This is a genomic window from Corynebacterium stationis (assembly GCF_001941345.1).
GTDB classification, from domain to species: domain Bacteria; phylum Actinomycetota; class Actinomycetes; order Mycobacteriales; family Mycobacteriaceae; genus Corynebacterium; species Corynebacterium stationis.
The window spans coordinates 2,353,359-2,369,839 of sequence record NZ_CP009251.1; the positions used below are offsets into that span (position 1 = coordinate 2,353,359).

18 protein-coding genes are annotated in these 16,481 nt (G+C 55.3%); 8 read left to right on the forward strand and 10 right to left on the reverse strand.

From position 1 onward, the window contains the following. Position 1: 1 nt before the first annotated feature. A complete protein-coding gene (locus tag CSTAT_RS10985) occupies positions 2 to 847 on the forward strand; it encodes an LmeA family phospholipid-binding protein (protein ID WP_083640839.1) in 846 nt (281 codons plus the stop codon). Positions 848 to 856: 9 nt separating this feature from the next. Here the strand turns inward: CSTAT_RS10985 and CSTAT_RS10990 are convergent, their stop codons facing one another. Beyond that, positions 857 to 1,882: a diacylglycerol/lipid kinase family protein gene (locus tag CSTAT_RS10990; protein ID WP_156845159.1), complete on the reverse strand. Its 1,026-nt coding sequence runs from the start codon at positions 1,880 to 1,882 to the stop codon at positions 857 to 859. A gap of 84 nt (positions 1,883 to 1,966) precedes the next feature. Here CSTAT_RS10990 and CSTAT_RS10995 point away from each other — a divergent pair, with 84 nt between their 5' ends. After that, positions 1,967 to 2,671 (forward strand): heme-binding beta-barrel domain-containing protein, encoded by a 705-nt coding sequence (locus CSTAT_RS10995; protein ID WP_066796214.1) that lies wholly within the window; start codon positions 1,967 to 1,969, stop codon positions 2,669 to 2,671. Between the two features lie 37 nt (positions 2,672 to 2,708). Here the strand turns inward: CSTAT_RS10995 and CSTAT_RS11000 are convergent, their stop codons facing one another. Further along, on the reverse strand, positions 2,709 to 3,557 hold the full coding sequence (locus tag CSTAT_RS11000; protein ID WP_075723509.1) for an aminodeoxychorismate lyase: 849 nt from the start codon (positions 3,555 to 3,557) through the stop codon (positions 2,709 to 2,711). Between the two features lie 121 nt (positions 3,558 to 3,678). On the opposite strand from CSTAT_RS11000, the gene ygfZ reads away from it, so the two are divergent. Then, complete coding sequence (ygfZ, locus tag CSTAT_RS11005) at positions 3,679 to 4,779, forward strand: CAF17-like 4Fe-4S cluster assembly/insertion protein YgfZ (RefSeq protein WP_075723911.1); 1,101 nt, start codon at positions 3,679 to 3,681, stop codon at positions 4,777 to 4,779. 351 nt (positions 4,780 to 5,130) lie between these two features. Continuing rightward, a complete protein-coding gene (locus tag CSTAT_RS11010) occupies positions 5,131 to 5,349 on the forward strand; it encodes a DUF3073 domain-containing protein (protein WP_211273008.1) in 219 nt (72 codons plus the stop codon). A 252-nt stretch (positions 5,350 to 5,601) separates the two neighbouring features. Here the strand turns inward: CSTAT_RS11010 and purM are convergent, their stop codons facing one another. From purM to CSTAT_RS11025, 3 genes are all read right to left on the reverse strand, one after another. After that, positions 5,602 to 6,657: a phosphoribosylformylglycinamidine cyclo-ligase gene (gene purM / locus CSTAT_RS11015; RefSeq protein ID WP_075723511.1), complete on the reverse strand. Its 1,056-nt coding sequence runs from the start codon at positions 6,655 to 6,657 to the stop codon at positions 5,602 to 5,604. Between the two features lie 15 nt (positions 6,658 to 6,672). After that, the gene (gene purF / locus CSTAT_RS11020) at positions 6,673 to 8,172 is read right to left on the reverse strand and encodes an amidophosphoribosyltransferase (RefSeq protein WP_066796231.1); all 1,500 of its coding nucleotides are present in this window, start codon (positions 8,170 to 8,172) and stop codon (positions 6,673 to 6,675) included. A gap of 83 nt (positions 8,173 to 8,255) precedes the next feature. After that, entirely contained in the window at positions 8,256 to 8,654 is a 399-nt protein-coding gene (locus CSTAT_RS11025) for a sterol carrier family protein (protein ID WP_066796238.1), read from the reverse strand. A 149-nt stretch (positions 8,655 to 8,803) separates the two neighbouring features. Here CSTAT_RS11025 and CSTAT_RS11030 point away from each other — a divergent pair, with 149 nt between their 5' ends. Further along, the gene (locus CSTAT_RS11030; RefSeq protein ID WP_075723912.1) at positions 8,804 to 9,754 is read left to right on the forward strand and encodes an acyl-CoA thioesterase; all 951 of its coding nucleotides are present in this window, start codon (positions 8,804 to 8,806) and stop codon (positions 9,752 to 9,754) included. Here CSTAT_RS11030 and trhA read toward each other — a convergent pair. Beyond that, the gene (gene trhA, locus CSTAT_RS11035; RefSeq protein ID WP_066796241.1) at positions 9,751 to 10,488 is read right to left on the reverse strand and encodes a PAQR family membrane homeostasis protein TrhA; all 738 of its coding nucleotides are present in this window, start codon (positions 10,486 to 10,488) and stop codon (positions 9,751 to 9,753) included. The genes CSTAT_RS11030 and trhA overlap by 4 nt on opposite strands. Positions 10,489 to 10,844: 356 nt before the next feature. Continuing rightward, on the reverse strand, positions 10,845 to 11,090 hold the full coding sequence (locus CSTAT_RS11040) for a hypothetical protein (RefSeq protein ID WP_075723512.1): 246 nt from the start codon (positions 11,088 to 11,090) through the stop codon (positions 10,845 to 10,847). Positions 11,091 to 11,093: 3 nt separating this feature from the next. On the opposite strand from CSTAT_RS11040, the gene CSTAT_RS11045 reads away from it, so the two are divergent. From CSTAT_RS11045 to CSTAT_RS11055, 3 genes are all read left to right on the forward strand, one after another. Further along, positions 11,094 to 11,405, forward strand: coding sequence for a hypothetical protein (locus CSTAT_RS11045; protein ID WP_066796247.1), 312 nt, complete (start codon positions 11,094 to 11,096; stop codon positions 11,403 to 11,405). 80 nt (positions 11,406 to 11,485) lie between these two features. Continuing rightward, on the forward strand, positions 11,486 to 12,514 hold the full coding sequence (locus CSTAT_RS11050) for a thiamine pyrophosphate-binding protein (protein ID WP_169833263.1): 1,029 nt from the start codon (positions 11,486 to 11,488) through the stop codon (positions 12,512 to 12,514). A gap of 211 nt (positions 12,515 to 12,725) precedes the next feature. Next, complete coding sequence (locus CSTAT_RS11055; RefSeq protein ID WP_066796253.1) at positions 12,726 to 13,106, forward strand: PepSY domain-containing protein; 381 nt, start codon at positions 12,726 to 12,728, stop codon at positions 13,104 to 13,106. A gap of 101 nt (positions 13,107 to 13,207) precedes the next feature. On the opposite strand, the gene purL is transcribed toward CSTAT_RS11055, so the two are convergent. Genes purL through purS form a run of 3 tightly spaced genes read right to left on the reverse strand, consistent with a single transcriptional unit; the run spans position 13,208 to position 16,415 of the window. Then, the gene (gene purL, locus CSTAT_RS11060; protein ID WP_066796256.1) at positions 13,208 to 15,484 is read right to left on the reverse strand and encodes a phosphoribosylformylglycinamidine synthase subunit PurL; all 2,277 of its coding nucleotides are present in this window, start codon (positions 15,482 to 15,484) and stop codon (positions 13,208 to 13,210) included. A 9-nt stretch (positions 15,485 to 15,493) separates the two neighbouring features. Then, entirely contained in the window at positions 15,494 to 16,171 is a 678-nt protein-coding gene (gene purQ, locus CSTAT_RS11065) for a phosphoribosylformylglycinamidine synthase subunit PurQ (RefSeq protein ID WP_066796259.1), read from the reverse strand. Between the two features lies 1 nt (position 16,172). Next, a complete protein-coding gene (purS, locus tag CSTAT_RS11070) occupies positions 16,173 to 16,415 on the reverse strand; it encodes a phosphoribosylformylglycinamidine synthase subunit PurS (RefSeq protein WP_006823163.1) in 243 nt (80 codons plus the stop codon). Positions 16,416 to 16,481 lie beyond the last annotated feature (66 nt).

Consider the following 16,481-nt stretch of genomic DNA (forward strand, 5'->3'; position numbering starts at 1 on the left):
TGTGAGCGAAGCTCTACCTGTCTCGAATGCCCCTGACCCAGACGCCTTGGTCAGCAGCACTACGAAGGCAACCGTGACCATCCCGGCACGCTTTGCTCGGCCATTGAAAGTCGGCGCAGGCATAGTGGCCGCAGCGGTGGTACTCGGCGCAATTGATACCGGATTCGCCATGTATGCAGAGCACACCTTGGCGCAACAGGTGAAGTCCGAAGCTCAGCTAGAAAATACCCCGCAGGTCTATATCGGCGGAATGCCGTACTTGGGCGCTGCAGTTTTACCCGACCACGAGATCCCTCTGATGGAGGTCAACGCGCTTGACATTGAGGTTCCGCGGCTAGGTCTGGTGAATGCTTCAACTACTTTGCGGGATGTACAAGTTACTTCCGAGCAGCTATTTAGCGGCATTTTCACTGGCGCAAAAGTCTCTACGTGGTCACGGGCTATTTCCGTGGATGCTGTTTCTTTGGGCCGGTTGATGGGAATAAATGACTTGCAGATTGCCAATCCCAAAAACATCTCGCCCACCTCAGGCACGTCAGCGGAAGCGGTGTTAGAAGGCACCTTGCCTGGCGATGAAGAGTCGACGTCAGTAGAAGTTGCGCTTCGGCTTATCGACGAAAAGTTCATCATGACTCCCGTCAATCCTGAAAATGACAAGGTCGCCCAGGCGTTTAGCTACAGCCTAGATACCCGTCAATTGCCGCTTTCAGCGCAAGCGACCGCGGTACGGCTGCAGGGTGGGTCAATTACTTTTGAAACCCAGCACCGCAACACCACGCTGGAAGTCTCCCAGCTATCTCCTGTCGAAATTGATGGCCGCTATGACAGTGAAGGGCGCGAGAACTAACCACGTGAATTAGAAGACGCGGATGAAGTCGCGCACCATCTCGCGTAATGAGCGCTCATGGACCGCACGAGCTGAGCGTGGTGCATAGATCTCGATCGCATCGGGTACAGATCGCAACACGACTTTCGTTAGCTTGCCTTCGGATTCTCCGTCAGCTTGGAAGCGATGTGGAGTGGGGCAGCTTAAAGTTGCGGTGCTGGCGGAATCGAAGTTAATGATTCGAGCGCTCGAGATACGGCTGAGGACTTTCTGGTTGTCCACACCGAAAAGGCGCAAGACTCCGATTAGCCCGCCGAAGCCGGAGATATCAGTAACTCCGAAAAGGCTCAAGCCCTCGTCGAAAGAGTTCGCGGGGTTGGTTCCTACAGGCAGCGGCCCTAGGAATGTCCACGGGTTGGTATTCGATGCCAACAAAACCGGTACCTCATCAAGGAGAATTTCTTCGCCCTGGCGAGAAGTCGCGGAAACGTTGATCTTCGGCGGGTTCTTCCGAGCACGCAATGCTGCGCGCGCGGTGACCATCATGTAGCGAAAGGGCGTGGCGGCAAATCCTTGCTCACGTACACGGTCTACTTGCGCCAGCACATCAGCATCAAGTCCAAAGCCCGCGTTGACCCCAAACCACCGCTTATTCCACGTGCCTAGGCATATCGTGCGTGAGATATCTTTTTCAATGAGGCGGGCAAGCACGTGCACGGCTTCTACTGGGTCCGCCGAAAAGCCGAGTGCGCGTGCCAAGACATTGGCCGAGCCAGTAGGAATCACAGCCAACTTGGGCAAAGTCGCAGGATGCGGGTTTTCGGTCTCCGCAGAACCTAAAAGCCCATTGATGACTTCGTTGACTGTTCCATCCCCACCTAACACGATGATCAAGTCAAAGTCTGTGCGCGTTAGCCCCGAAACCATCTCCTCAGCATGTTTGGGATGCTGGGTAAAGCGCACAAATAAACTCAACCGCTCAATTGCGAAAAGAGCAGGCAGGATTTCGCGGAGCAATTCGCTAGATTGAGTCGTTGAGTTCGGGTTCAAGATCATTAATGCGCGCACACGCGCCAGTTTATCGCTTTTTGTCAGTGAGGATTAATAACCGCTCGGCTAATCCGACTAGGCTGGTGCACCATGAGCGAAAATACCCCAGAAAGCAAAACACAAAATATTCCAGATTCTGCCGCTGATGCGTTGGCTGCGAACACCAACACCAGCGGTCGCCTCAACGGCAATGAAGCAGTGAACATGGCGGCAGAGGCGTGGAAAGACGCCGCTGGCCAAAACATTCCTGCGTTTAAGTTTGCCGATGAACCACTAGAGTCCGATACTGCTAACCTGCGCCAAGGCCCCTCCCTCAATGATGCGCTCTTAGGCCTGTTGCCACTCGTGGGCGTATGGCAAGGTGAAGGCGAGGCACACGATTCTGAAGGCAAGCAATTTCACTTTGGCCAGCAACTAGTCGTTGCCCACGATGGTGGCGAGTACCTCACCTTTAGCTCGCGCACGTGGAAGATTGATTCCGAAGGCACCGCCGGTGAACCTTATGTCCGCGAAACCGGTTTTTGGCGTATCTCCGCCAAGGATGAAATTGAGGTCACTTATACCTCTTCCAACGGCATCGTCGAGATCTTCTACGGCGAGGTCTTTAACGAACGCGCATGGCAGCTGCAGTCTGCATCTACCATGGTCACCGAAACCGGTCCGAAGAATCTCGGCCCGGGCAAGCGCATGTACGGTCTGATGCCTAATAACAACCTCGGCTGGGTGGATGAGCGCCTAGTCGACGATGAGATGCGCCCATACATGTCTGCTGAGCTGCGCCGCGTCGCAGGCTAATACCGCTAGCTGTACCACCGGTTAGCGGAATAACCCGCTAACCGCGCGTCATTGCAGCATCAATAAGGCTTCGGATTTCGTTCTCGTTATCCGGAGCCTTTAATTTATCTTCACCCAATCTGCGCACCCGTGCGGCTACACGCGTAGACGAGACTAGCCACACGGAGTCTGCTGCTAAAAGGTAATCCACATCGATGACCTTTTGTTTACAGCGATAGCCTTGGCTCTCAGCATGGGCAAAAAGGGCGGCTTGGGTGGTGCCGGGCAAAATGGTGTCATCGTAAGGCGTGCGCAGCTTGTCACCTTTGACCGTGACCACTGTCGAAGTCGCGCCTTCTAGAACGTGACCGTCATCTGGGTCGGTAAAGATAACGTCATCAAATCCACGCTCGCGCGCCAACCGCAAGGTTGCCATCGTCGCCGCGTAGTTGAGTGTCTTCGCCGGCAGCTCTGAAGGAAATGACCATCCGCGCTCACTCAACATCACTCGCACGCCTTCCTCACGCTGAGCAAGTACCACATCAGAAATGGGCTGGATGCTCACCCACGCGGTGGGGATCCCAGTTGATGCACGCCCTCGCGAATAAGTCCACGTGCACTTGCCTTCCCCTTCCCCAAATTCTTCAATTGCTGCTTGGGTGGCATTAATCCACGAGTCCAAAATGGGCTCCGGCAAGCCTAGTGCCGCCGCGGAGGTGCAAAACCTTTGCGCATGCCGTTCTAAATTAGCCGCGTGACCATCGCGAATAAGAATCGACTCAAAGATTCCATCACCGCGGGTGACAGCATAGTCATCCCAATAAATGAGTGGGAGGGAGGGATTATGCCAGCGAATCGAACCGCCGAAAGGTTCAACGACAAAGATAACCGGCTTATGTGAAACCATGGTTTTGATTATGCCTCGCTTGTTCGATTTGGTCTTGCTAACTCACCATTGAGCTCCCCAAGGATAGGCAAAAGAAGGGCAAGGGTGTCATTTCCCGAAGCAGACGGGTACGCTGGTGCTTGTGAGTTATACTTCGCCCCTGATGCAATTGCCGGGTGCGGCAGCCGTACAAGATGACACGCTGATTGACTCCCAGGGAGTCGCGTGGCACTACGGGGACCCGCTAGTTGAACAACGCGCAATTCATTTAAATACCCCTGTGCTGGTAGATCGCTCGCAGCGCCGAGTTATCTCTGTTATTGGCCCTGATGCGCCAGAGTTTTTAAATAACCTGCTGTCGCAAAAGCTAGACAATGTTGAACCAGGTTATTCAGCAGCCGCATTGGACTTAGATATCCAAGGCCGCATTCTTCATTACGCCGATGTTGTGCGCACCGATGAAGGTTTTTACCTCGACACCACTGACGCGGAATTTGAATCCTTCCTGAAGTTTTTGACCATGATGGTCTTCTGGTCAAAAGTTGAGGTAACTGAAGCCGACCTCGCCATCATCACTTTATTAGGCCAAGTTCCTACGCTTCCGGATAGTGTTGCAGCGTCTGCGGCATTTGTGCGTGAGGTCCCCAACTGGACCCAGACGCCCCGCACCGACATTGCGGTTCCGCGCGAGCAACTCAAAGACGTTGCTAAGGAACTAATCAGTGTTGGCTTTAAACCTGCTGGTTTGATGGCTTATACGGCCGAGCGCGTGCGTAACCTCGAGCCAGAAAAGGCAGCGGACTTGGACGATAAATCCATTGCGCACGAAATTGCACACTGGATTGGACGCGGGGAAATTCCTGGCGCAGTCCACCTGGAAAAGGGATGCTACCGCGGACAAGAAACCATCGCGCGCGTAGAAAACCTTGGCCGTTCCCCTCGCCTCCTGACACTCTTGCACCTTGATGGCTCGGTTCCGGAACTTCCAGCAACCGGCGCTGATATCACCTCCGGTGGTCGCCGCGTTGGACGCGTCGGTTCCATCATTGATGACTTTGAACTGGGTCCCATCGCCCTGGGCCTGATCAAGCGCTCGGCTCTTCCAACGCCGGAAAAGGCAGGAAGCCCAGCTGCAGAACTTCTCATTGGTGATTGCGCTGTCACGGTCGACGAAGAATCATTGCCGACGGATGAAGGTGTGAAATTGGGCCGCAGCGCGATTGATAAGTTGCGTGGCAGATAAAGCCACCTTTGAGATATCAGACTCAGCGCTAGGCGGTAGTAATTAGCCGGAAGAATCCGGTGTTAACCGGCCGCTTAGCGTTGATGTGAGCCTTAGAAAATGTCCCTCAGAGAAAGCGCTCGCGCGTATTTGAAATTTATATGCGCGTAGAGTGCATTTAATTGATCCATTTTCGCAAAACTCGCCCTCCCAGGCCTACTAAAATAGCAGGTCATAGCGCTGCGCGGGGGTCGGTGCGGCATTTTCCGGCTGTACAGGCTATTGTGTCTAACAGGAACATATACAAGATTACAGCCGATGGGGCGTCCGAATTCCCTGGATTGCCCTACACACCTCAAGGGGGTCATGCACATGGGACGCGGACGCGCAAAGGCAAAGCAGACCAAGGTTGCACGCCAACTAAAGTACAACACTCCTGATATGGACTTGGATTCACTACAAAGGGAGCTGGCATCCCAGCGTCCGGGTGATTCACGTTCTCTGGATGATGACGACGACTACGGCGACTCATATGACAACTACGTCGATGAGTGGGACGACGACCAGGATGAGGTTGATGACCGGCGCTAGGTTTAACTAGGCGCCGCGTTGATGTTGAAAATCTTTGGGGCCTTCAGCCCCCGGTTGATCGCTTCAAGGTTTGAGTAAATCCCCAACTGCGCCCACACTGTAAACACATAAATACTGCACCTCGTGGAATTCTCGGTTCCTAGTTTTTCCGGCTTGAGGCGCAGTATTTTGTGTTTCCAGTGGCCTTTTACAAAAGACAAAAGCCCAGGCTCGCAGCTTTTCAGCGCTGAGCCTGGGCTTTTGTTTTAGTGTTTAGAAGTTAGAGTGCTCACCTTGCATGACAACACCTGCGGTGTCGTCTTCCTTCTTGGTGCGAACCGAGCCCAGCTCCCATGCATCAACGTGGCGCGCAGTTAGCATCGCCAAGGCGCGGTCACGGTCTTCAGGGGAAACGATAGCGATCATGCCAACGCCCATGTTGAAGGTCTTTTCCATCTCTTCCAGGCTGACCTTGCCGAAAGACGCGATGGTGCGGAAAATCGCTGCTGGGGTCCACGATGCGCGGTTAACCTCTGCGACAAGGCCTTCAGGTAGCACGCGCTCGAGGTTGCCTGCCAAGCCACCGCCGGTGACGTGGCAGAAAGTAGCAACGTCACACTCAGAAACTAGCGCCAGGCAGTCCTTGGCGTAGATGCGGGTCGGCTCCAAGAGCTCTTCACCAAGCGTGCGGCCAAGGTCATCGATGTAGCCATCGAGTGGCAATCCTGCCTGCTCTAACAAGACGTGGCGCGCCAAGGAGTAACCATTGGAGTGCAGTCCGGATGAGCCCATGGCAATCAAAACATCGCCGTCGCGAACCTTGTCTGGTCCGAGAAGCTCGTCTGCTTCGACAACGCCGACAGCGGTGGCGGAAACATCGTAGTCATTTTCATTCATTACACCTGGGTGCTCAGCGGTCTCGCCACCAAGAAGTGCACAGCCTGCCTGCACGCAGCCCTCAGCAATACCGGCAACAATCTGCGCAACCTTTTCCGGAACAACCTTGCCTACTGCGATGTAGTCCTGGAGAAATAGTGGCTCAGCACCACACACGACCAAGTCATCGACGCACATTGCAACCAGGTCAATGCCGATGGTGTCGTGCTTATCCATTGCCTGGGCAACGGCGAGCTTGGTGCCCACGCCGTCGGAGCCAGCTGCAAGGATTGGCTCTTTGTATTCGCCGAGCTTAAACAGTCCCGCGAAGCCACCGAGTCCACCCATTACCTCTGGACGGGTAGCGCGCTTAGCCAGTGGAGCGAAAAGCTCAACGGCGCGGTCGCCTTCTTCAATGTTGACGCCTGCCGCGGCGTAAGTATTTTCAGACATGTCAGATCAAATCTTTCAGTTCTTTTGGCTGAGCAAAGTTCGCACAGCGTCAGCATTGGGGTTAGCGGTCGGAAGTCCGAGTTCGTAGTTGCCATCAAAGCAAGCGGTACACAAGGAATTGATAGGTTGGTGCGTTGCCTCAACCATCTCATCTACAGATACAAACCCTAAAGAGTCTGCTCCGATAGCTTCGCACACTGCATCGGTTACTACCTGAGGATCATCAGAAGGCTTGATATTAGCAATCAATTCACCAGGTGAGGCGAAGTCAATGCCGTAGAAACAAGGCCATTTGACTGGCGGTGAAGCAATGCGCACGTGCACTTCAGCAGCGCCTGCTTCACGCAGCATGCGCACCAGCGCGCGTTGGGTGTTGCCGCGGACAATAGAGTCATCTACAACAACGAGTGACTTGCCCTCGATGACCTCGCGCAGGGGGTTGAGCTTGAGGCGAATACCCAGCTGGCGCAAGGTCTGGGTGGGCTGAATGAAGGTTCGACCCACGTAGGCGTTTTTGACCAAGCCGTGCGCAAATGTCAGGCCCGATTCCCGGGCGTAGCCAACAGCTGCCGGGTTTCCGGATTCTGGCACGGGGATGACCATGTCAGCTTCTGGCGCAGGGTGAGATTTCGCAAGTGCGCGACCAATATCCACGCGCGTCGCGTGAACGTTGCGGCCTTTGATCACGGTGTCTGGGCGTGCCAGGTAGACGTATTCAAAGACGCAGCCCTGGCGCTTCGGCTCTGCGAATTTCTCACTGTGGATTCCTGCCTCATTGACAGAGATCAGTTCACCGGGCTCTACCTCACGGATAAACTGCGCGCCCACGATATCCAGCGCACAGGTTTCGGAAGCAACAACCCAGCCTTGCGCCAAGCGGCCAATGACCAAGGGGCGCACACCGTGCGGGTCACGCGCGGCGTACAAGGTCTTGCCATCGGTAAAGGTCAAGCAAAAAGCGCCTTTGATGCTTGGCAGCAGTTGCTTAGCGGCGTCAAAGACAGAGTTGCCTTCCCCGACTCCGTGCGCCAGCAAAGCTGTCATGATCATGGAATCCGACAGGGATTTTTCATTCTCTCGGTAAAGTCCCAGAGCTACTGCTTCATCGCGCAGTTCTTGGTAGTTCACCAAGTTGCCGTTGTGGCACAAAGCGATGTCTACCCCATTTGAGGTGGTATTAAACATCGGCTGGACATTCGACCACTCTTTGCCACCGGCAGTCGAGTAGCGCGTATGCCCCACGCCCACGGAGCCATGGAGGGAATTTAAAATGGACTCATCGAAAATATTCGAGACCAAGCCCATGTCTTTGAAGACAACTAGGCGGTCTCCATCACCGACGCCGATACCTGCAGCTTCCTGCCCACGATGCTGCAATGCGAACAGACCAAAGTAGGTCAGCGTCGCAACATCTTCACCAGGAGCCCAGACGCCAAAGACACCGCACTCTTCGCGGGGTTCTTGCTCGCCTTGGTCATCTAAATTCACGTCGCTGGGGAAAGTAGTGTTCACCACGACGCTGATTCTACTAAGTTTGCTGCTCGATAACTAACTGTTGCGACATTGTTCATGCCCAATCGGGGGCGTATACACGGATTTTATTCATCTGCAAAAGGTTTAACCCGGAGGATCGGCAGCCACTGGGCTATCTCGTGAGCGCGTGTGCCTGAAGCATCAACTTCCGCCTGCTCCCAGGTAATTAATCCAGTGGCTAGGAGCAACCAGGTCCGCGGCGAGCACTCCACTACATTGGGTGGAGTACCGCGGGTATGGCGTGGACCTTCGATGCATTGAACAGCAACAAATGGGGGTACTCGAAGCTCTACTGAGTGCCCCGGCGCGTCGTGTTCTAGCGTGCGGGCAGTAAGGCGCACGGCCTTAGCTAGTTCGTTGCGAGAAGGTGTTGCAGCAGCGTCAGCGTCATATAGCCACTTAGCGATGCCATCTACGGCAGCTTTCATCTCATGCGGGTCGGGCTTGGATCGTCGAGAACTCATGCGCGCTATTATAGTGACCTGCTATTTTGTTTGATATGTCGCAATCACAGCCAACCGCGTCCTCGACCGAGCAATTAAATGAAAATGCTAAGAAGCAAGAGGCGCAGTCTCAAGAGTCCCTCAAAAATCCAAATATCACCCTGCGGTTTATGGCCGCACCCACCGATGTCCTCATCGCTGGCGCACAGGGAATTTCGGGTGGCCGCGTCTTAGAGTGGATCGATAAGGCTGCCTACGCGTGTGCCGTGCAGTGGTCGGGTCAGTACTGCGTGACCGTCTACGTCGGCCACATCCACTTCATGCGCCCTATTGAGTCAGGCCATTTGGTGGAGGTTCGCTCTCGCTTGGCGATGACAGGTACGTCGTCCATGCACATCATCAATGAAGTATGGTCTGCGGACCCCCGCGATGGCATCTTTACCCGCGCCTGTGACTGCCTGGTGATTTTCGTCGCAAAGGATGCCGATACGCAGCGCCCTACCCCAGTTCCCACCTTTGTGCCGGAAACCGATGAACAAATTCGCGTGATGGAAGCGGCAAAGACCCGCATCGATCTGCGCAAGGCCATCGAGACTGAGATGCACAAGCAGACTTACAACGGGCCTTCTGATGCCCCTCGCATGGTCAACCGTTTCTTGGCGAAGCCGACCGATATTAACTGGGGCGGCAACGTCCACGGTGGCACAGCAATGGAATGGATCGATGAGGCGGGTACGGCTTGCACCATGGAGTGGTCAGGCGAGCAGACCATTGCTGTCTATGCCGGCGGCATTCGCTTCTACAAGCCCATTCACATCGGTGATCTCATCGAGGTTGATGCCCGCATGATGCGCACTGATAGCCGTTCGATGCAGATGTCCGTGCACGTGCGCTCTGGTGAAGCCCGCGGAGGACGCGAGAATCTTTCCACCGCTATTCACGCAACCGTGGCTTATCTAGCCATGGACCGCGACTGGAATCCACTGCCTGCGCGCCAATTCATTCCGCACACTGAAGAAGACAAGCGCTTGGCAGAGCACGCTACGACGCTGCGCAACTTGCGCAGTCAGTATTCGCCGATGCCACTGGTGTATGCGCCGAACCACCAGCACATCGACTAGCCAGCCTGCACGACAGCCATCCACACTGCGACGAGGTGCACTACTGCTGCCGCGATAGTCGCGGTGTGGAAATGCTCGTGATAGCCATAATATTTGGCATTTCGCCCAGGCCACTTCAAACCGTAGACCACTGCGCCGACGGTGTAGAACAATCCGCCAGCAGCCAGCAGCCACACCACAGTGGGACCCAGGTTGGTCCATAGCGTTGGAATAAGCGGCACCACCAGCCAGCCCAGCGTCAGGTACACGATGACATCAAGCCAGCGTGGGTGGTTTATCCACACCAGGTTCAAAATGACGGCGCACAGCGCTCCCGTCCACGCAATGCCGAGCATCCACGCGGTCGTACGCGTATCAAAAGCAATGATGCACAGCGGAGTGTAGGTCGCCGCAATAAAGACGGAGATTGTCGCGTGGTCTGCTCGCCGCCACCACTGCACCGCTCGGGCAGTTGGCCACGGCCAGCGGTGATACAGTGCAGATACCGCAAAAAGCCCCACGAGGCCGTTGCCATAAATGGTCACGCCCAGTGCGGCTACCCAACCGAGTGTCATCCACGCATAAGTGATGAGCACTGTGGAAGAAATCAGCGACAAGATTGCCGCGATGAGATGGCCCCAACCGCGCATAACCGGGCGGGGTCCTCTATCAGCAACCCAGAAGCTGCGCTGGATGCGGTCAGAAACTGCGGTATGGTCCTTGGACATTGCTAAATCTTGGGGGTCAAATTTCATGGGTCTCGTCTCACGTTTCAACGATGCGCAGAATTTACTATCTCTACCAAGAATAGTCCTCTTCCGCGGTATTTAACTTACGAAAACGTAACACACGTTGAATACCTCATTAGACCACCTGGGGGCATCGAAAAGCTATGGCAAAAGGCCAATCTCAGCCAAAGCTATCGATGACAAAAAGACCGGGGACAACCCGATAGTTGTGACCATCAAAAGGCTTTACTGCGGTATCGAAGAGAAGCTGCCTGCCGTCTGCGCGGCGTGTCGCGCCACATCATGGCACCTGAGAGTCCAATCGCAAAAATCTTCTTACGCATATGTACTCCCCATGTTGGGTTTCGAAGTGGGTGGGAATTCTAGTTAGCAACCGCGAGTGTCAAAGAGGTTGCACTGCTCCCAAAAAGTGAGGAAGCCATGGTCGATAAAATTACTGGCGTCCACAGCGCCGATCCGACGATGCTATTGAGCGTTGCTACCGGATCATCAAGGAAAGCATGCGAACTGTGCTGCGTGGACTGTACGACTGCGAATGCTGGGGCGGGTGCAATGAAGCCTAAGGCGATGGCCCCGGCAACTGCGATGGACAGGATTATCTTGCGCATAGTGTGCTCCTAGCCTTAGTCGGGCAAGATATCGAACCCCGCCCAGGAGGACAGGATAAACGGCGCTACCGAGCCCACGCCGAGGCTTCCGAGGAAAATTCCCAGCGGATCACCGACAAGACCGCAGTGGCAACAACCACCTATGGCTCGGGTTTTACTAACACCACCAATGCCCTGGTGGAATCGGCTAAAGCGCGCGTTCCTTTTGAGCTTGTCATTGGTTCAGCACTGCAGGATTCACCGCGGCCGTGGGCTATTGACCAGGCCGGCTTAGCGGCAAGCTTCGGTGTTCGAACCTTCACCGCACACCGGTAGTGCTGGAAATTCCTTATGCCCTAGGTGTGCAAGAATGCAGCGACACGCAATTGCAAACGCTGCTAGAAACTTCAGTTCTTGTGCCGCAGCCAGAGGTCATCGTGCCAGGGGTACAAGAGGTTGAGCGCATCGCTTCTTTGCTTGTCGATGCCCAACGCCCGCTTCTTCTTGCCGGCCGGGGCGCAAAGTCTGCAGCTGCGGACGTCATTCGGCTCGCAGATTTCTTAGGAGCCGATGTCGCGACCTCCGCGCCGGCCCAGGGACTTTTCAACGGCACAGGGAATTTTCGTGATTTAGGTATTCGTGGAGGTTTTGCATCGAAAGCTGCCGCAGCAGAAATCGGGCAGGCTGATGTCGTTCTGGTTATCGGTGCCGGACTCAACCCCTTCACGCTGGCTTTTGGCCAGGCTTTTCATCCCGCTGCCACTGTCATCCAAATAGATGTTACGGAACAGGCTACCTGTGCCCGCGTCGATCATTGCTTACGCGGCAGCGCGCACGCAACGGTGCCTGCGCTTTTATCAGAGCTGCAGGCCAAGGATTTCAACTCAGCGGGGCGTCCTTCCCCGTGCTCGGAGGTAAAAGACCACGAGAAAGGTGATGCGCTTGCTCCTGATGGCCGCTTGGATCCGCGCAGCTTATTGCACGCAATTAACGATATTATTACGTCCCAACGCCTGGTCGTTACCGATGACGGGCACTTCATCGGGTGGGCTAATACCCATCTGGATGTGCCTGCTGCGGACAACATGGTCTTATTGGGCACGACCACGCAATCAATCGGTTTAGGTTTTAGCTTCGCTGTTGGGCTGGCCGCTGCCGCAGGCAAAGAACAGATGACGGTGTTGGTCAATGATGCTGCCTATGGCGCAGAGATTCACCAATATGCCACCAAAGGCGTCAGTGGGGCGCCCATGCTCATCCCCGAGGTAAACTTTGCCCACTTATTAAGCGCACTCGGCGCACGCGCTACAGTTATCCATACTTTGGAAGACTTAGCTGATTTCCGCGCCTGGGTAGATTCCCAAGAAACCGGGACCTACGTACTGGATTGTCGGGTCTCCCGCGAGATCATCGCACTCTTTATGCAGGAACTCATGGCTCGGTAGAAAGATTCATCTACCCCTTTTCAGTGGGATTTCTTAAGTCGAATCAGGCGGGGAATATTAGAGTATCTTCATGTTCATTTCATAAAGCCATGTCTTAGCATTTCCCCTTTTCATGATAGGTTTTTGCCCTTGCTGGGAACTTTCGGCGCTGGTTACGTAGAAGGTGTACCACCCAAGCTATCCAAGCCAGAGACTTCGAAAGGAACTCGTCATGAAAGCAGCAATCGCAGCTGTCGCAGGCACCATCGCAGCAGTAATCGCCGCAGTTGGTATCTCAACCCCCGCAACCGCATCCTCTAGTACCGCAGTACAGCAGGTAGTGAAACAGGCAACGCCAGAAGCCAACAACACCGCCGGCGAATCCGCTAGCAAGTCCCAGCTCATCTCCCGTCAGCACGCGCTTGATATTTCCTACAAGCACGCAGGAATCACCGCGAGCCAGGTAACCGAGTACGACGACGTTGAACTGGACTGGGACGATGGTCGCCCAACCTGGGAGATCGAATACAACACCGGCTGGGTCGAGCACGAATTTGATATCGATGCTCGCACCGGAAAGGTCCTCGACTACGAGCGCGACACCGACGACTAATCCAGTACCGACAGAGTATAGAAAGACCGAAGACGCCAGGAGAATATCCTCCCTGGCGTCTTCGGCGGTTTTAGTACCTGATTGGCAGCTTATCCGTCGCTTTATTCGACTACGGAATTAGCGCCAACAGCGTGGCCAAACAGGTTTGGCAAGGTTGCAGACCATGCCTCGCGCAGCTCAGCGGTAGCAACTTCTTCACCAGCGAAGGTGATGTTGCCGGAATCATTGGTGGTTCCTACCACGACAGCTGGAATGCCCAGCTCGGAAGCACGCTGCAAGATTCCATCGAGGTGGTCAGACGCGGTGGAAATCAGAACACGCGATGCGGACTCACTAAACAGTGCGGTCAGTGCATCCTCGTGTACAACGCTCAAATCAAGGTCGACGCCGACGTTGTTCTTTTGCGCCATCTCAAACGCCGCGATAGCCAGACCGCCCTCAGAGAGGTCGTGGGAGGCTGCAACGGAGGTGTTGCCGACGAAGAAGTCCGCCAGCTTTGCCTCATTCGCCAGATCCACCTGTGGTGGCAGACCCTGCAGGCCGCCGCCGGAGACCTGCTGCCAGATGGAGCCGCCGAATTCTTCCTTGGTCTCACCAAGCAGAATCAGGGTTTCAGGCTCATCAATGCCGCCCAAGTCATGTGCCAGTGCCTTGTGAACATCATCAATGACACCGAGCACGCCAACAACTGGGGTCGGCAGAATTGGCTCATCACCAGTCTGGTTGTAGAAGGAGACGTTACCGCCGGAGACTGGGATATTCAGTTCCTTAGAACCGTCAGCCAGACCGTGAACGGCCTCGCGGAATTGCCACATCACGTCGGTGTTTTCTGGAGAACCGAAGTTCAAGCAGTTGGTCACCGCATATGGTCGTGCGCCGGTCACAGCAACGTTGCGGTATGCCTCAGCCAGCGCCAAACGTGCACCCATGTTTGGGTCCAGCTTGGTGTAGCGACCGGAGGCATCGGCAGAAATTGCGACACCGCGAGAAGTTTCCTCATTGATACGCAGAACGCCGGAGTCAGACTGCTTCGCCTTGACGGTGTTACCGCGCACGTAGCGGTCATACTGCTCAGTGATAAATGCACGCGATGACAGAGCTGGGGAGGACACCATGTCCTTGAATGCCTGTACCAAGGATTCCGGACGTGCAATTTCCGGAGCCTGCTGGATCTCGTCCTGCCACTGAGGGCGTGCGTATGGGCGCTCGTAGACAGGGCCTTCATCGATAGTTGATGGCGGAGCGTCTACTACCAGCTCACCGTTGTGGTACACGAGGTAGGTGTCCTTCTTATCGGTAACTTCACCGATTTCAGCACACGTTACGTCCCACTTTTCACAGATCTCGCGGAACTTCTCCACGTTATCTGGGGAGACAACAGCACACATGCGCTCCTGGGATTCGGAAGCCAGGATTTCTGCGGCGGACATGTTCTCTGCACGCAGTGGAACATTATCCAGGTTGACCACCATGCCGCCGTCGCCAGCTGCTGCCAGCTCAGAGGTCGCACATGCGAGGCCACCGCCACCAAGGTCCTGAATACCGACAACGACGCCCGCAGCGTAGAGCTCCAGGCAGCATTCGATGAGGACTTTTTCCGCGAATGGGTCGCCGACCTGGACTGCAGGAAGCTTGCGCTCTTCGCCTTCTTCGAAGGAAGCAGAACCCAAAACGGATACGCCGCCGATGCCGTCGAGGCCCGTGCGGGAGCCAAAGAGCATCACCTTGTTGCCAGTACCGGAAGCAAAAGCCAGCTTCAGGTCTTCCACGCGCAAGGTACCCACGCACAGTGCGTTGACCAGTGGGTTGCCGGCATAAGACTCATCAAAGACGGTCTCGCCGCCGATGTTCGGCAGGCCGAGCGAGTTGCCGTAGCCGCCGATGCCGGAAACAACGCCCGGCAGAACACGTGCGGTATCCGGGGCATCAGCTGGGCCGAAGCGCAGCTGATCCATCACTGCGATTGGACGTGCACCCATCGCCATGATGTCGCGGACGATGCCGCCAACACCGGTCGCGGCACCCTGGTAAGGCTCGACGAAGGATGGGTGGTTGTGGGATTCGACGCGGAAGGTCACTGCGTCACCGTCGCCGATGTCAACGACACCAGCGTTCTCACCGATACCGGCAAGAATCTTCGACGCCATTTCCTCAGTGGTGGTCTCGCCAAAGTAGCGTAGGTGGGTCTTGGAAGACTTGTAAGAGCAGTGCTCCGACCACATCACGGAGTAAACCGTCAGCTCAGCATCGGTTGGGCGGCGGCCCAAGATGCCTACAATCTTGTCGTATTCGTCTTGCTTTAAGCCGAGTTCTTCCCACGGCTGGTCTAGCTCGGGAGTGGCCTTTGCATTATCTACTGTGTCATTGGAAACAGTCATGTCACTCTCCTAAACAGTCGCCGTGATGGCATTGATCGCGGATACAAACAGACCCAGTCCATCGGTCGATGGGCCAGTCAGGGTCTCAATGGCATGCTCTGGGTGCGGCATAAGGCCAACGATGCGGCCGGTTTCATTCGTGATGCCAGCAATGTCATTCAGTGAGCCATTGAAGTTGTCGGTGTAGCGGAAGACTACTTGACCTTCGCCTTCTAGCTTGTCGATGGTCTCCGGCGCCGCCTGGAAACGTCCCTCACCGTGCTTAGCGGGAACAAAAATCTTATCGCCAGCTTCGAATTCGGTGGTCCATGCGGTGTTGTTGTTTACAACCTCGAGGTGGGTGTCCACGCAATGAAAATGCAGGCCCTTGTTGCGGGTTAGTGCTCCCTCAAGCAGGCCTGCTTCAGTCAAAATCTGGAAACCATTGCAAATGCCTAAGGTAGGCATGCCCTGGCGCGCGCGGTCAACGACGGACTGCATCACTGGCGCTAGTGCGGAAATCGCACCGGAGCGCAGGTAGTCACCATAGGAGAAGCCGCCGGGAACGACTACTGCGTCAACACCTTTCAAGTCGGTGTCGGCGTGCCAGAGGCTTACAGCCTCGGCGCCGGCAAGACGGACTGCGCGTTGTGCGTCGACATCGTCAAGCGTGCCGGGGAAAGTAATAACTCCGATTTTCGCGGTCAATTTACTTGACCTCCAGCCCTACAACTTCGTAGTCCTCGATGACGGTGTTTGCCAGCAAGCTTGCTGCGACCTTGTCTAGATCTTCAGCGCTGACTGAATCATCGACTTCGATTTCAAAGCGCTTGCCCTGACGGACATCGCTTACTCCGTTTACACCCAGGCGTCCAAGTGCACGGACAACAGCTTGTCCCTGCGGGTCGAGGATTTCAGCCTTGGGCATGACATTGACAACAACACGAGCCATAATTCTAAGCCTTACTGTGCGAGTTCTACTGCTAGTCTGCAATTGCCCACTTTAGCGGTTAGGCAT

What these genes read in the sequence shown, in the direction of transcription:
- CSTAT_RS10990 (WP_156845159.1), bottom strand. Translation starts at nt 1,882, where the DNA reads ATGATCTTGAACCCGAACTCAACGACTCAATCTAGCGAATTGCTCCGC.
- CSTAT_RS10995 (WP_066796214.1), top strand. Translation starts at nt 1,967, where the DNA reads ATGAGCGAAAATACCCCAGAAAGCAAAACACAAAATATTCCAGATTCT.
- CSTAT_RS11000 (WP_075723509.1), bottom strand. Translation starts at nt 3,557, where the DNA reads ATGGTTTCACATAAGCCGGTTATCTTTGTCGTTGAACCTTTCGGCGGT.
- CSTAT_RS11010 (WP_211273008.1), top strand. Translation starts at nt 5,131, where the DNA reads ATGGGACGCGGACGCGCAAAGGCAAAGCAGACCAAGGTTGCACGCCAA.
- purM (WP_075723511.1), bottom strand. Translation starts at nt 6,657, where the DNA reads ATGTCTGAAAATACTTACGCCGCGGCAGGCGTCAACATTGAAGAAGGC.
- CSTAT_RS11025 (WP_066796238.1), bottom strand. Translation starts at nt 8,654, where the DNA reads ATGAGTTCTCGACGATCCAAGCCCGACCCGCATGAGATGAAAGCTGCC.
- CSTAT_RS11030 (WP_075723912.1), top strand. Translation starts at nt 8,804, where the DNA reads ATGGCCGCACCCACCGATGTCCTCATCGCTGGCGCACAGGGAATTTCG.
- trhA (WP_066796241.1), bottom strand. Translation starts at nt 10,488, where the DNA reads ATGAAATTTGACCCCCAAGATTTAGCAATGTCCAAGGACCATACCGCA.
- CSTAT_RS11040 (WP_075723512.1), bottom strand. Translation starts at nt 11,090, where the DNA reads ATGCGCAAGATAATCCTGTCCATCGCAGTTGCCGGGGCCATCGCCTTA.
- CSTAT_RS11055 (WP_066796253.1), top strand. Translation starts at nt 12,726, where the DNA reads ATGAAAGCAGCAATCGCAGCTGTCGCAGGCACCATCGCAGCAGTAATC.
- purL (WP_066796256.1), bottom strand. Translation starts at nt 15,484, where the DNA reads ATGACTGTTTCCAATGACACAGTAGATAATGCAAAGGCCACTCCCGAG.
- purS (WP_006823163.1), bottom strand. Translation starts at nt 16,415, where the DNA reads ATGGCTCGTGTTGTTGTCAATGTCATGCCCAAGGCTGAAATCCTCGAC.